The organism is Tardiphaga sp. GW822-FHT04G09 (assembly GCF_058800725.1).
In genome coordinates, this window is record NZ_JBXAMO010000004.1 from 42,804 (window position 1) to 55,842 (window position 13,039).

At 62.2% G+C, this 13,039-nt stretch carries 13 protein-coding genes; 6 read left to right on the top strand and 7 right to left on the bottom strand.

The annotated features are described in order from the left end of the window. Nucleotides 1–123: 123 nt before the first annotated feature. The 3 genes from AC1RLZ_RS09340 to AC1RLZ_RS09350 all read left to right on the top strand — a co-directional run bounded on the left by AC1RLZ_RS09340 (nucleotide 124) and on the right by AC1RLZ_RS09350 (nucleotide 2,443). Nucleotides 124–1,329: a divergent polysaccharide deacetylase family protein gene (locus AC1RLZ_RS09340; protein WP_493188423.1), complete on the top strand. Its 1,206-nt coding sequence runs from the start codon at nucleotides 124–126 to the stop codon at nucleotides 1,327–1,329. 108 nt (nucleotides 1,330–1,437) lie between these two features. Then, nucleotides 1,438–1,941: an RNA pyrophosphohydrolase gene (locus AC1RLZ_RS09345; protein WP_371422392.1), complete on the top strand. Its 504-nt coding sequence runs from the start codon at nucleotides 1,438–1,440 to the stop codon at nucleotides 1,939–1,941. Nucleotides 1,942–1,948: 7 nt separating this feature from the next. Then, on the top strand, nucleotides 1,949–2,443 hold the full coding sequence (locus tag AC1RLZ_RS09350; protein WP_493188424.1) for an RNA pyrophosphohydrolase: 495 nt from the start codon (nucleotides 1,949–1,951) through the stop codon (nucleotides 2,441–2,443). A gap of 43 nt (nucleotides 2,444–2,486) precedes the next feature. Here AC1RLZ_RS09350 and AC1RLZ_RS09355 read toward each other — a convergent pair whose 3' ends face one another. The 6 genes from AC1RLZ_RS09355 to AC1RLZ_RS09380 form a co-directional block, all read right to left on the bottom strand. Beyond that, nucleotides 2,487–2,894, bottom strand: a complete 408-nt coding sequence (locus AC1RLZ_RS09355) for a F0F1 ATP synthase subunit epsilon (protein ID WP_371422390.1) — start codon at nucleotides 2,892–2,894, stop codon at nucleotides 2,487–2,489. 100 nt (nucleotides 2,895–2,994) lie between these two features. Next, a complete protein-coding gene (gene atpD, locus AC1RLZ_RS09360; RefSeq protein ID WP_493188425.1) occupies nucleotides 2,995–4,437 on the bottom strand; it encodes a F0F1 ATP synthase subunit beta in 1,443 nt (480 codons plus the stop codon). 60 nt (nucleotides 4,438–4,497) lie between these two features. Continuing rightward, complete coding sequence (locus tag AC1RLZ_RS09365) at nucleotides 4,498–5,373, bottom strand: F0F1 ATP synthase subunit gamma (RefSeq protein ID WP_493188426.1); 876 nt, start codon at nucleotides 5,371–5,373, stop codon at nucleotides 4,498–4,500. Nucleotides 5,374–5,494: 121 nt separating this feature from the next. Beyond that, nucleotides 5,495–7,030 (bottom strand): F0F1 ATP synthase subunit alpha, encoded by a 1,536-nt coding sequence (gene atpA / locus AC1RLZ_RS09370; protein ID WP_493188427.1) that lies wholly within the window; start codon nucleotides 7,028–7,030, stop codon nucleotides 5,495–5,497. After that, complete coding sequence (locus AC1RLZ_RS09375; protein WP_371421477.1) at nucleotides 7,030–7,590, bottom strand: F0F1 ATP synthase subunit delta; 561 nt, start codon at nucleotides 7,588–7,590, stop codon at nucleotides 7,030–7,032. The genes atpA and AC1RLZ_RS09375 overlap by 1 nt, the downstream gene beginning before the upstream one ends. Before the next feature lie 147 nt (nucleotides 7,591–7,737). Further along, nucleotides 7,738–7,863, bottom strand: a complete 126-nt coding sequence (locus AC1RLZ_RS09380; protein ID WP_493188428.1) for a hypothetical protein — start codon at nucleotides 7,861–7,863, stop codon at nucleotides 7,738–7,740. Between the two features lie 419 nt (nucleotides 7,864–8,282). Between AC1RLZ_RS09380 and AC1RLZ_RS09385 the strand changes: the two genes are divergently transcribed. After that, nucleotides 8,283–8,774, top strand: coding sequence for a septal ring lytic transglycosylase RlpA family protein (locus tag AC1RLZ_RS09385; RefSeq protein ID WP_493188429.1), 492 nt, complete (start codon nucleotides 8,283–8,285; stop codon nucleotides 8,772–8,774). Between the two features lie 126 nt (nucleotides 8,775–8,900). Here AC1RLZ_RS09385 and AC1RLZ_RS09390 read toward each other — a convergent pair whose 3' ends face one another. Continuing rightward, the gene (locus AC1RLZ_RS09390; RefSeq protein ID WP_493188430.1) at nucleotides 8,901–11,099 is read right to left on the bottom strand and encodes a primosomal protein N'; all 2,199 of its coding nucleotides are present in this window, start codon (nucleotides 11,097–11,099) and stop codon (nucleotides 8,901–8,903) included. Between the two features lie 144 nt (nucleotides 11,100–11,243). Between AC1RLZ_RS09390 and AC1RLZ_RS09395 the strand changes: the two genes are divergently transcribed. Together AC1RLZ_RS09395 and AC1RLZ_RS09400 are read left to right on the top strand one after the other, a co-directional pair. After that, nucleotides 11,244–11,876 carry a carboxymuconolactone decarboxylase family protein gene (locus AC1RLZ_RS09395; RefSeq protein WP_493188431.1) on the top strand — a complete coding sequence of 211 codons (633 nt, stop codon included), beginning with the start codon at nucleotides 11,244–11,246 and terminating at the stop codon, nucleotides 11,874–11,876. 84 nt (nucleotides 11,877–11,960) lie between these two features. After that, entirely contained in the window at nucleotides 11,961–12,944 is a 984-nt protein-coding gene (locus AC1RLZ_RS09400) for a tyrosine recombinase XerC (protein ID WP_493188432.1), read from the top strand. Nucleotides 12,945–13,039: the final 95 nt, after the last annotated feature.

Below are 13,039 nucleotides of genomic sequence, written 5' to 3' on the forward strand. Positions count from 1 at the left end.
TGCGGAACGGGCGGCCTTCGGGTCGCCCTTTTTGTTGCAATCCTTCCAGGTGATCCCGCGCCTTCCGGGTGCGGTGGCCACAACCGGGCGTGTTATTGTCCGGTCTGCTGATTCGGGAGATCCATGGCAGTGTCGGCGGACGATCTGAGCGCCCCGCTTGGACAAAAATTGACGCGCAAGCGGCGATTCCGGCTGCCTTTTTCCGGAACGCAGGCGCTTGCCACGATACTCGCGCTGCTGTTGCTCGGCTTTCTCGGCGTTGCCATCTTCAATAATAACCCGATGGGCGGCGAGCCGGTTGCGCGTGTCGCGATCAAGGCGCCCGCCGTGACCGAGGACAAGACTGCTGCGAAGCCTCCGGTCGAGGTCAAGCACGGCACGCCGGAGACGGCCAAGACGCCCGAGGCCCCCGGCCAGAAGACCATCACCATCATCGATGGCTCCAGCGGCGCCCGTAAGGATGTCGTGGTGTCGAGCGATGGCACGGACAGCACTGCGGCCGATGCGCCGCCGCCGGTCATGACGGGGATCGATCAGAAACTGCTGGAGAAAACCCGCCACGGCATGGTGCCCATCGCCATCGGCGCGCTGAAGCCGGTCACGGCCTATGCCGCCGGCTCCGACGCCGAGCGCGCCAAAGCGATGAAGACGCCGAGCATTTCCATCGTCATCGGCGGCCTCGGCGTCGGTGCAGCCAAGACCACCGATGCCATCATGAAGCTGCCGCCGGCGGTGACTCTCGGCTTCACGCCCTATGGTTCGGATCCCGGTAAACTGGTCGAACGCGCCCGTGCGCAGCGCCACGAGGTGCTGCTGCAACTGCCGATGGAACCGTTCGATTATCCCGACAACGATCCCGGCCCGCAGACCCTGTTGGCCTCGGCTACGGCCGAGCAGAATCTCGATCGCATGATGTGGCATATGAGCCGTTTCCAGGGCTATGTCGGCGTCGCCAATTTCATGGGCGCGCGCTTCATCGCCACGGACACGGCGATGCAACCCATTGCGCGGGAAGCCAGCAAGCGCGGGCTCGCATTGTTCGACGACGGCTCCACGCCGCGCAGCGTCGCGGCTGCCGCCGCCGAAGGGCAGGGCATGCCCTTCGCACGCTCCGATGTCGCCATCGACGCGGTACCGACCTCTGCAGATATCGATAAGGCGCTGGCGCGGCTCGAGGGGCTGGCCAAGGAACGTGGTGTGGCTGTCGGCGTCGCCTCGGCGCTGCCGATCTCGATCGAGCGTATCAGCGCCTGGGCCAAAACCCTCGAAGGCCGCGGGGTCATGCTCGTGCCATTGACAACCGCGATGCTGAAATCAAAATCAAGCTAGCGTCGTCTTTGGGCTAGGGTGAATTCGGCACCGCCGAATCGTTGGGATTCAGCGAAGCCGAATTGCTGCGTAAAGAGTGCTCGAACGGACGCGAGAGGCATTGACGGAATGGCGCGCTACGAAGACCTGCCCTATCGAACTTGCGTCGGAATGATGCTGATCAACCCGCAAGGGCTCGTCTTTATCGGCCGCCGCGCCGGCGGTATCGAGCACGTCGATGACATGCATGTCTGGCAGATGCCGCAGGGCGGCGTCGATCCCGGTGAGGACACCTGGGAGGCCGCCAAGCGCGAGCTCTATGAAGAAACCGGCGTCCAATCGGTCGAGAAGCTTGGCGAAGTGCCGGACTGGTTGATCTATGACATTCCCCGCACGGTAGCCGGGCGGGCCTGGAAGGGGCGGTATCGCGGCCAGCGGCAGAAATGGTTCGCCGTGCGCTTCACCGGTGATGACAAGGAAATCAACGTCACGCATCCGCCGGGCGGCCACAAGGCCGAGTTCGTCAATTGGCGCTGGGAGCCGATGAAGAACCTTCCGGAGCTGATCGTGCCGTTCAAGCGCCCGGTCTATGAGCGGGTGGTGAAGGAATTCGCCGGTCTGGCGGACGGCTAGTGCCGCAATGACAGACAACCGGCCCTATCGCCCCAATGTGGGCGTCGCACTGTTCAATGCGGACGGCAAGGTTCTGATCGGCCGCCGCTTCAAGGATGACGGGCCGGAGATCGTCCTTCCGGGCCTGGAGTGGCAGATGCCGCAGGGGGGCATCGATCCCGATGAAGATCCTCGCATCGCCGTGATGCGGGAATTGTGGGAAGAGACTGGCGTCATCCATGCCGATTATCTCGGCGAAACCGGCTGGATGACCTACGACTTCATCCCGTTCGAGGATCCCAGCCATCGCTTTGCGCAATTTCGCGGGCAGCGGCAGAAGTGGTTCGCGCTGAGATTCACCGGGGACGATGCCGAGGTCGACCCGCTGACGCCGCGCAACGGTCAGCCGGCAGAATTCGATGCCTGGCGCTGGGAGCGACTGGATCGTGTTGCCGATCTCGTGGTGCCGTTCCGGCGCGATGTCTATCGCGCGGTGGCGGAGCAGTTCGCCAAATTTGTCTGAAGCGAAGCCCTAACGAAACGAAGCGCTACCCGGGCTATAGCGCCTAGTGCATCGCCGTCGAGGTGACGTGCTGCTGGATGACCTTGAAGTGGTCGAGGCGCTCGATGGCTCGGTCCAGAGCGGAGCCTTCCTTCTCGGCCAGCTTCTCTTCCATCTCGGCGATGTCTTTGGCGAAAGCTTCGCGATCGAGTTCAGCGATCGACGTCGCCACGTCGGCGAGCACCGTGAGACCCTTGTCGGAGACTTCAGCGAGACCGCCGAGCACAATGATCTTCTGGGTCGAACCACCCGACGTGATGGTCATGATGCCAGGACGCAGCGCAGCGACCAGCGGGGCGGCGCCGGCGAGCACACCGAGATCACCCTCGGCGCCCGGGATATCGACCTGATCGACTTCGCCCGAGAAAGCGAGCTTTTCCGGGGAAACGAGATCAAAGTGGAAGGTGGCCATCGTGAACCTGCGAATAGTGACTAGTGAATAGTAATAGCGGAAGCGAAGCGAGTGGCGGAAGCTGCTAGCTACTCACCACTCACTATTCGCTATTCGCCCCTTAAGCGGCTTCAGCAGCCAGCTTCTTGCCCTTTTCGACGGCTTCTTCGATCGCGCCGACCATGTAGAAGGCGGCTTCCGGAAGGTGATCGTACTTGCCTTCGCAGATCGCGCGGAAACCCTTGATGGTGTCGGCGAGCTCGACGAACTTGCCCGGCGAACCCGTGAAGATTTCAGCGACGAAGAACGGCTGCGACAGGAAGCGCTCGATCTTGCGGGCGCGGGCCACGGCCAGCTTGTCCTCTTCCGACAGTTCGTCCATGCCGAGAATGGCGATGATGTCCTGCAGCGACTTGTACTTCTGCAGCACCTGCTGGACCATACGCGCGGTCTCGTAGTGCTCCTGGCCGACGATCAGCGGGGACAGCATGCGCGAGGTGGAGTCGAGCGGGTCCACTGCGGGGTAGATGCCCTTTTCCGAAATCGCGCGGTTGAGCACGGTCGTCGCGTCCAAGTGGGCGAACGACGTAGCAGGCGCCGGGTCGGTCAAGTCGTCGGCCGGAACGTAGATGGCCTGCACCGAGGTGATCGAACCCTTATGCGTGGTGGTGATGCGCTCCTGCAGCGCGCCCATGTCGGTCGCCAGTGTCGGCTGATAACCCACCGCCGAAGGAATGCGGCCGAGCAGAGCGGACACTTCCGAACCTGCCTGGGTGAAGCGGAAGATGTTGTCGATGAAGAACAGCACGTCCTGGCCCTGATCGCGGAAGTGCTCGGCGACGGTCAGACCGGACAGAGCGACGCGCATGCGGGCACCCGGAGGCTCGTTCATCTGGCCGAACACGAGAGCGCACTTCGACTTCACGGCCGGATCCGGATTGTGCGGATCTGCGTTCACCTTGGACTCGATGAATTCGTGATAGAGATCGTTACCTTCGCGGGTACGCTCACCAACGCCGGCGAACACCGAGTTGCCGCCGTGCGCCTTCGCGACGTTGTTGATCAGTTCCTGAATGAGAACGGTCTTGCCGACGCCGGCGCCGCCGAACAGGCCGATCTTGCCGCCCTTGGCGTAAGGCGCGAGCAGATCGACGACCTTGATGCCGGTGACGAGAATTTCAGCCTCGGTGGACTGCTCGGTATACATCGGCGCTTCCTGATGGATAGCGCGGTTGCCTTCCGAAGCGATCGGACCGCCTTCATCGATCGGCTCTCCGATCACGTTCATGATGCGGCCGAGGGTGCCGACGCCAACGGGAACCTGGATCGGCGAGCCGGTGTCGGTGACTTCCTGACCGCGGACCAGACCTTCGGTGGTGTCCATCGCGATGGTGCGGACGGTCGATTCGCCGAGATGCTGGGCGACTTCGAGAACCAGGCGGTTGCCACCGTTCTTGGTTTCGATCGCGTTCAGAATCGCGGGCAGGTAGCCTTCGAACTGCACGTCGACGACGGCGCCGATGACCTGGGTGATACGTCCGGTCTGGTTGGCGGATGTAGCCATGAAAACTTCTCCTTGAAGTCCGAAACTTGAACGGCGGTCCTGAGGACCGGAAGGTTGTTGTTAGATCGCCTCGGCGCCGGAGATGATTTCGATCAGCTCCTTCGTAATCATCGCCTGGCGGGTGCGGTTATAGATCAATGTCTGCTTGCGGATCATATCGCCGGCATTGCGCGTGGCGTTGTCCATCGAGCTCATCTGCGCGCCGTAGAACGAAGCGTTGTTCTCGAGCAGAGCGCGGAAGATCTGCACCGCGAGATTGCGCGGTAGCAGGCCGTCGAGGATCTCATCCTCGGCGGGCTCGTAGTCGTAGCTCGGCGTCGGGCCGGCATCGGCGGCAGGCGCTTCGACCACCAGCGGGATGATCTGCTGGGCGGTCGGGATTTGCGCGATCACCGATTTGAAGCGCGAATAGAACAGCGTGCAGACGTCGAAGTCGCCAGCGTTGAAGAGTTCGAGAACCTTCTTGGCGATGTCGTTGGCATTGACGAAGCCGAGCTGACGCACCGAACGCAGTTCGAGATGACCGACGATCTGCTTCTCGAAGTTACGGCGCAGTTGCTCGTAGCCCTTGCGGCCGACGCAGAAGATCTTGACCGTCTTGCCCTGATTCATCAGCGCCAATGCGCGCTCGCGCGCCAGACGGACGATCGAGGAATTGAAAGCGCCGCATAGGCCGCGCTCGCCGGTGCAGACCAGCAGCAGATGAACCTGATCCTTGCCGGTGCCGGCCAGCAGCGCCGGACCGGAGCCAGCGGTGGTCGCGCCGGCGATGCTTGCGATCACGGCATCCATCTTCTCGGCATAGGGACGTGCAGCTTCAGCAGCGGTCTGCGCACGGCGCAGCTTCGATGCTGCGACCATCTGCATCGCCTTGGTAATCTTCTGCGTCGCCTTGGTCGAGGCGATGCGGACGCGCATGTCTTTAAGTGAGGCCATTCTCAGTCCACCCCGGCGATCTAGCCAATAGGCTGATCGCGAACCTCTCGTTCGAAACGCCCGACCTCGTGCCGGACATCAACGCGAATGGCCGGCGGAAGCCGGCCATTCATTGGCAATATTAAGCAGCGTAGGTCTTTGCAAAGCCTTCGACGACGGCCTTGAGCTGGGCGGCTACGTCGTCCTTGAGATCGCGGCTGTCGCGGATCGCGTTGAGGATCTCGACGTTCTTGCCGCGCAGCAGTGACAGCAGACCGTCTTCGAAGCCACGAACCTTGGCGATCGGCAGGGCGTCGAGATAGCCGTTGGTGCCGGCCCAGATCACGCAAACCTGCTCTTCCATCTTCAACGGCGAGAATTGCGGCTGCTTCAGGAGTTCGGTGAGACGTGCGCCGCGGTTCAGCAGGCGCTGGGTCGACGCGTCGAGGTCGGAGCCGAACTGCGCGAAGGCCGCCATTTCGCGGTACTGTGCGAGCTCACCCTTGATCTTGCCGGCGACTTTCTTCATCGCCTTGGTCTGCGCGGCGGAGCCGACGCGCGACACGGACAGACCGACGTTCACGGCAGGGCGGATGCCCTGGAAGAACAGGTCGGTTTCCAGGAAGATCTGACCGTCGGTAATCGAAATCACGTTGGTCGGGATGTAGGCCGACACGTCGTTGGCCTGGGTTTCGATGACCGGCAGCGCTGTGAGCGAACCATTGCCCTGGGAATCGTTGAGCTTCGCAGCGCGCTCAAGCAGACGCGAGTGAAGATAGAACACGTCGCCCGGATAGGCTTCGCGGCCCGGCGGACGACGCAGCAGCAGCGACATCTGGCGGTAAGCAACGGCCTGCTTCGAGAGATCGTCATAGATGATGACGGCGTGCATGCCGTTGTCGCGGAAGAATTCGCCGATCGTGCAGCCCGTGAACGGCGCGATGTACTGCATCGGAGCCGGATCGGAAGCGGTCGCGGCGACGACGACGGAGTATTCCATCGCGCCCTGCTCTTCGAGCACCTTCACGAACTGGGCGACGGTCGAACGCTTCTGGCCGACGGCGACATAAACGCAGTACAGTTTCTGGCTCTCGGGAGCGCCGGCAACGTTCAGCGACTTCTGGTTCAGAATGGTGTCGAGCGCGATCGCGGTCTTGCCGGTCTGACGGTCACCGATGATCAGCTCGCGCTGGCCGCGGCCGACCGGGATCAGAGCGTCGACCGACTTCAGGCCGGTTGCCATCGGCTCGTTGACCGACTTGCGCGGAATGATGCCCGGCGCCTTGACGTCGACGCGCATACGCTTGTCGGCCTGGATCGGACCCTTGCCATCGATCGGATTGCCCAGCGCGTCGACGACGCGGCCGAGCAGACCCTTGCCAACCGGCGCGTCCACGATCGAACGGGTGCGCTTGACGGTCTGGCCTTCCTTAATTTCACGGTCAGCGCCGAAAATAACGACACCGACGTTATCGGTTTCGAGGTTCAGCGCCATACCACGGGTGCCGTTCTCGAATTCGACCATTTCACCGGCCTGAACATTGTCGAGGCCGTAGACGCGGGCAATGCCGTCGCCGACGGACAACACCTGTCCGACTTCGGAAACTTCAGCTTCCTGGCCGAAATTCTTGATCTGGTCTTTGAGGATCGCGGAAATTTCTGCGGCGCGGATGTCCATCAGCCTGCCTCTTTCATCGAGTGCTTGATCGAGTTGAGTTTGGTGCGAAGCGAGCTGTCCACCATGCGGCTGCCGAGCTTGACGACAAGCCCGCCGATGATGGACGGATCGACTTTCACGTTGAGCGCGACGTCCTTGCCCGTCACTGACTTCAGCGCGGTCTTGAGAGCGTCGAGATTCTTGTCACTGAGCGGCTCGGCGACGGTGACGTCGGCCGTTGCTTCGCCCTTGAACTTGGCGACCAGCGCGCGGAAGCCGCGGATCACGTCATTCACCGCGAACAAACGACGGTTTGCGGTCAGGACACGGAGGAAATTGGCGGTGATGCCGGTAATTCCGGCCTTCTCCAGCACCGAGGTCAGAGCCTTGCTCTGAACATCTGCAGCGAATACCGGGCTGCGAACCAGTCGCGCGAGATCGGCGCTATCGGCCAGCATCGCTGCGAATTTGTCGAGATCGGCCTTCACCGCATCGACGGACTTTTCGTCACGCGCCAGCTCAAACAGAGCTGTTGCGTAACGACCGGACATTCCCGAAACCGACGGATCTTCTGCTGCCACGAATTGCGCTCTTCAGGCTGTCAAACTCGCAAGGGAATAACTATCGCCCGAATGCGGCGCCTAGCGATCCAAGTCCTTGGAATTCAAGCGGGACTTCGATTTTTAGGTCACAACAAAATGTCGTGACCCGTTCAAATCGCGGCTTTGCTAACATAGCGCGCGCGCGGGTGCAACGCGACGAAAGCGTTTGATGATGCCTTGTCGCAGGCCCTCGCAAAGAATCATTTCAGGGAGATGCGGCGCGCCAATCGGGTCGCGGGCGGCGTATTTCATCGTTCGTCTCCGAGGCGGAATTTCTAATTCCGCGTGACGGTACGGGTGCCGCTTTTCGAAACACGCAGCGTCGATCGCGGCAGGTCTGCAATTGAAATCGCGGCAGGCAGCGTGGCGTGTGGCGCCTCATGTCGCCGTTCCCGGCTGCTTAACATTTACTTACCGAATGCTATCCATGCGCGACGATCACTTCGCTATTCAGTATAGTTATGTAATATGCAGTATATTAAGTAGTTAAAAATCTGTTAAAGCGGCTCATTAGCCATGTTCTGTTCCATCACAAGATATTTCATCTGGTCATGGAACGATTGTGTTGCCCATTTTACGCCTCATTACGTCGTCAAACGCTCAGCCAGTGAAATTGGGACGGGGGTCCACTTACCACGTTCGTGGTAATACTGTCTGAGGGACAACAACTTATGCTGCGTTACGGAAAATCGACGCTGGGTGCCATCGCCCGGCCGCGTACGGCAATCGCTTTTATGACTGCCGCTCTTGTTCTCGGGGGAACGGTTTCAGAAGCTTCGGCCAAGTCCCGTCACCATCGTCATCATCACAGGCACCATCACGCCGCCCAGGCTTCGACGTCGCTGTTCGATGCCAATGCGTCGATCGCGCCGACCACCGGCGGCCGTAGCTTCTCGGGCGTTGCGTCCTATTACGGCAGCGAGTCGGGCAGCCGCACCGCGTCGGGTCAGCGCTTCAATCAGAATGCGATGACCGCCGCGCATCGTTCGCTGCCCTTCGGCACCAAGCTCCGCGTCACCCACGGCGGCCGCAGCGTTGTCGTCACCGTCAATGATCGTGGCCCGTTCATCCGTGGCCGCGTGCTCGACCTGTCCAAGGGCGCAGCGAGCGCGATCGGTCTGACCAGCCGTGGTGTTGGCCGTGTCGTTGCGGAAGTCATGTAAGCGCAGAGACGCACTGCGATACTGATCTCTCAAGTTTAGTAAGCGTTGCGTTGTGTCTGTGTTCAGTAAAAGCCTGCCGTCAGCAATGACGGCAGGCTTTTCTTTGATCTGTCACATGGGCGTTGCTTACAGAAAGCTCTGCGGGTCGACATCAACTTCAAGCTTGAGATTCCCCGTCGTCTTCGGCCCATGCGCCAGCCAGTCGCGCAGGTAGTGCGATAAATCGACGTTACGCGCTGACTTCACCAACAAGCGAAAACGATAGCGCCCCTTGATCACGGCGAGCGGTGCTTCGGCCGGGCCGAGCACCATGATGCGCTCGTCGATCGGCGCCATGGCGGCGAGCTTGCGTGCATAGCCTTCGGTGGTCGGCCGGTCGCCGCCTGAAATGATCAGGCTCGCCAGCCGGCCGAACGGTGGATAGCCGGCGCGCTCGCGCGCTTCGATCTCGCTGGCGTAAAAGGCTTCGCGGTCGCTGGCGATCAGCGCCTTCATCACCGGATGTTCCGGCTGATGGGTCTGCAGATAGCCGACGCCGCGGCCCTGTTCACGCCCGGCGCGGCCGATCACCTGATTGAGCATCTGATAGGTGCGCTCCGCCGCGCGTGGATCGCCATTGCCGAGGCCCAGATCTGCGTCGATGACTCCGACGAGATTGAGCCGCGGGAAATTATGGCCCTTGGCCACGAGTTGCGTGCCGATGATGACATCGACACGGCCTTCGGCGATTTCGGCCAGCTCGGTCCGCATCGCATCGATCGAGGTGATGAGATCGCTCGACAGCACCATGGTGCGCGCGTCCGGGAACAGGTTCGCCGCTTCCTCCTGCAGCCGCTCGACGCCCGGACCCACGGCGACCAGCGATTCCTCGGCCTGGCAATGCGGGCATTGATGCGGGCGATGCATCGAGAAGCCGCAGTGATGGCACACCAGCCGTTGCCGAAAGCGATGATCGACCAGCCACGCATCGCAGATCGTGCAGGCGAACCGGTGCCCGCAGCCGCGGCAGAGCGTCAGTGGCGCGTAGCCGCGGCGATTGAGGAACAGCAGCGCCTGTTCCTTGCGCTCGATGGCGATCCGGATTTTCTCGGCGAGGCGCGGTGCGATGAAGCGGCCGCGCATCGGCCCTTCGCGGCGCAGGTCGATGGCCTCGATATGCGGCATGTGCTGGCCGCCGAAGCGCGATGGCAGCGCGATGCGCTGATAGCGTCCCTTGCGCGCATTGACCTCGGACTCGACCGATGGCGTCGCCGAGGCCAGCACAATGGGAATTTTGGCGATCGACGCCCGCACCACGGCCATGTCGCGGGCATGATAATGCGCGCCTTCGTCCTGCTTGTAGGCCTGGTCATGTTCTTCATCGACGATGATCAGACCAAGCTTCGCATAGGGCAGAAACAGCGCCGAACGCGCGCCGACGATGACATGCGCCTCGCCATTGGCGATGGACGCCCAGTTGCGTGCGCGGGTACGTGGTGTCAGCTCGGAGTGCCATTCCAGCGGCCGGACGCCAAAGCGCTTTGAGAAGCGCTCCAGGAATTGCCCGGTCAGAGCGATCTCCGGCATCAGGATCAGCACCTGTTCGCCGCGCCTGATGATCTCGGCAACCGCCTCGAAATAGACCTCGGTCTTGCCGGAGCCAGTGACGCCGTCGAGCAGGGCGGCGTGGAAATCCCCCTTGGCGGCGAAGGTCCGCATCGCCTCGGCCGCAACGGCCTGATCGTCTGAAAAGTCCGGCTCGGCAAAAGTGGGGTCAGGTGCCGGCGGCGGCAGCGCGCGGGGCATGGCTTCAATCGCAAGCGTGCCCTCATCGACGAGGCCGTCGATCACGCCTGCGCTGACGCCGGCCTCCTTGGCGGCTTCGGATTTCGCGTGCAGCAACCCGTCCGACAGGATCTCGATCAGCCGTGCACGTGCAGGCGTCATGCGTTTCGGCGCTTCGCCGACCAGGCGGACGCCCATGCGCGCCCGTTCCGGGCCGAGATGTTCGCCCATGCGCAAAGTCATCTTCATGACCATGCCGCGTGCGGACAGAGTGTAATTCGCTACCCAGTCGACCAGGCTGCGCAATTCCTGCTTCAGCGGCGGGACGTCGAACTTTTCGCTGACTTCCTTGAGCCGGTTATGCAGCCGCGGATCGGGATTGGCATTTTCCGCCCAAACCACGCCGATCACCTCGCGGGCGCCGAGCGGCACGCTGACGACATCGCCCGGCTGCAGGTCGACGCCGCGGGGCACGCGATAGGAATAGGCCTGGTTCAGCGCGACCGGCACCAGCACGTCGACGACGCCCGAAGATATCCTGGTACGTGCAGCTTCATCCATCGGGGGAATTCAGACTCGAATTGAGGTATCCGCTAACTTAAGCTCGCGGTGCGGTCCGGACCAGTGCCGGTCGGATGGCCGGTCTTATGACCGATCGTCCGCCACGACAATGAAACAAGAACAAGACCCGCAGGGAGAAACATCATGCGTCACAAGCTCGCCGGGACTCTGGCCTCACTTGTCATGCTGTCGGTTACCGCCGGTCCCGCAGGGGCGCAGGACCGGATGCCGCCGATCCCGGCCGACAAATACACCGACGCACAGAAGAAAGCCGCCGATGAATTCGCCGGCGGGCGTGGCTATGAGGTCCGGGGCCCCTTCGTGCCGCTGATTCGCAGCCCGGAAGTGATGCTCCGCGCCAAGGCGATGGGCGATCATCTCAGGTTCAAGAGCGCGCTGGCGCCGCGGCTCAGTGAAATGGTCATCCTGATCACTGCGCGCGAATGGACGCAGCAATATGAGTGGGTTGCCCATCATGACATCGCCATCAAGGCCGGTCTGCGGAAGGAGATCGCTGACGCGATCGCCGACGGGCGACGACCCGTGGGGATGGCCGATGACGAAGAAGCTGCTTACGACATGTCGACCGAGATCCAGCGTTCCAGGCGTGTCAGCGATGCGACCTGGAACAGGGCCGTCGCCAAATTCGGCGAGCAGGGCGTCATCGATCTGCTCGGGATCAACGGCTATTACACGTTCCTGGCCATGACCATGAACGCGGCTCGAACGGGCTTGCCCCCCGGGGTGGTGGAGCCCTTGAAGCGGTTTCCGGATTGACGATGCCGGCGGTTCACCAAAGTGAAACGAGCAGGGTGTGATAATCCCCTCCCGTTCGCGCATGACGAACCGCAAGGCATCCCGATGGCCAAGCTTTCCGAGAAGAAACCAGGCGCACCCGCACCGATCGACCTCATTTGCGCCGACGCTGATGTTTCGCTTCAAATGACGCACTGGCTGTCGCATTTGCGCGCCGAGCGACGGCTGTCACCGAAGACGCTTGAAGCCTATGCGCGCGATGTCCGGCAGTTTCTGACATTTCTCGCCGAACACTGGGGCGCGCTCGTCTCGTTGCCGCGTTTTGCCAAGCTGGAGACCAGCGATGTCCGAGCCTTCATGGCGGCACGGCGCGGCGATGACATCGGCGGTCGCTCATTGATGCGCGCGCTGGCCGGTCTGCGCTCGTTCGGACGATTTCTGGAGCGTGAAGGCAAAGGTAGCGTCGGTGCACTGTCGGCGATTCGCGCGCCAAAAATCGGCAAGAGCCTGCCGAAGCCGCTGCAGATGGCCTCGGCCAAGCGCCTGGCTGATGCGGATGAACGGGCGGGCGAAAACCGCGATCCGTGGATCTGGGCGCGCGACGCCGCGGTCATGGGATTGTTGTATGGTTCGGGCTTGCGTATCTCCGAAGCCCTTGGCCTGAAGCGCCGCGACGTGCCGGCCCCGGGCGCTGGTGACGTGCTGATCGTCAACGGCAAAGGCAACAAGACCCGCATGGTGCCGGTGCTGCAGAACGTGCTGGAATTGATCTCCGACTATGCCGCCCAGTGTCCGCACCCGTTACCCGCTGAAGGCCCGATGTTCGTCGGCGCGCGTGGCGGGCCGCTCAGCCCACGGATCATCCAGCTCACCATGGAGCGGATGCGCGGTGCGCTTGGGCTGCCCGACAGCGCCACGCCGCACGCCTTGCGCCATTCCTTTGCGACGCATCTTCTGACCCGTGGCGGCGATCTGCGCGCGATCCAGGAATTACTCGGCCACGCCTCGCTGTCGACCACTCAGATCTATACCGGCATCGATACCGAGCGACTGTTCGAGGTCTACAAGACCGCACACCCGCGAGCGTAAGGCCGGGCAAGACCCAGCTGTAGTGGAAGTGTCATTGAGCTGCCCCTTGCGAAGTCGGTGCGGTTCGGTCAAATCGAGAGATCGACCAACCGGAG

Coding starts and splice junctions, on each gene's coding strand:
- AC1RLZ_RS09340 (WP_493188423.1), top strand. CDS start 124: ATGGCAGTGTCGGCGGACGATCTGAGCGCCCCGCTTGGACAAAAATTG.
- AC1RLZ_RS09345 (WP_371422392.1), top strand. CDS start 1,438: ATGGCGCGCTACGAAGACCTGCCCTATCGAACTTGCGTCGGAATGATG.
- AC1RLZ_RS09350 (WP_493188424.1), top strand. CDS start 1,949: ATGACAGACAACCGGCCCTATCGCCCCAATGTGGGCGTCGCACTGTTC.
- AC1RLZ_RS09355 (WP_371422390.1), bottom strand. CDS start 2,894: ATGGCCACCTTCCACTTTGATCTCGTTTCCCCGGAAAAGCTCGCTTTC.
- atpD (WP_493188425.1), bottom strand. CDS start 4,437: ATGGCTACATCCGCCAACCAGACCGGACGTATCACCCAGGTCATCGGC.
- AC1RLZ_RS09365 (WP_493188426.1), bottom strand. CDS start 5,373: ATGGCCTCACTTAAAGACATGCGCGTCCGCATCGCCTCGACCAAGGCG.
- atpA (WP_493188427.1), bottom strand. CDS start 7,030: ATGGACATCCGCGCCGCAGAAATTTCCGCGATCCTCAAAGACCAGATC.
- AC1RLZ_RS09380 (WP_493188428.1), bottom strand. CDS start 7,863: ATGAAATACGCCGCCCGCGACCCGATTGGCGCGCCGCATCTCCCTGAA.
- AC1RLZ_RS09385 (WP_493188429.1), top strand. CDS start 8,283: ATGCTGCGTTACGGAAAATCGACGCTGGGTGCCATCGCCCGGCCGCGT.
- AC1RLZ_RS09390 (WP_493188430.1), bottom strand. CDS start 11,099: ATGGATGAAGCTGCACGTACCAGGATATCTTCGGGCGTCGTCGACGTG.
- AC1RLZ_RS09395 (WP_493188431.1), top strand. CDS start 11,244: ATGCGTCACAAGCTCGCCGGGACTCTGGCCTCACTTGTCATGCTGTCG.
- AC1RLZ_RS09400 (WP_493188432.1), top strand. CDS start 11,961: ATGGCCAAGCTTTCCGAGAAGAAACCAGGCGCACCCGCACCGATCGAC.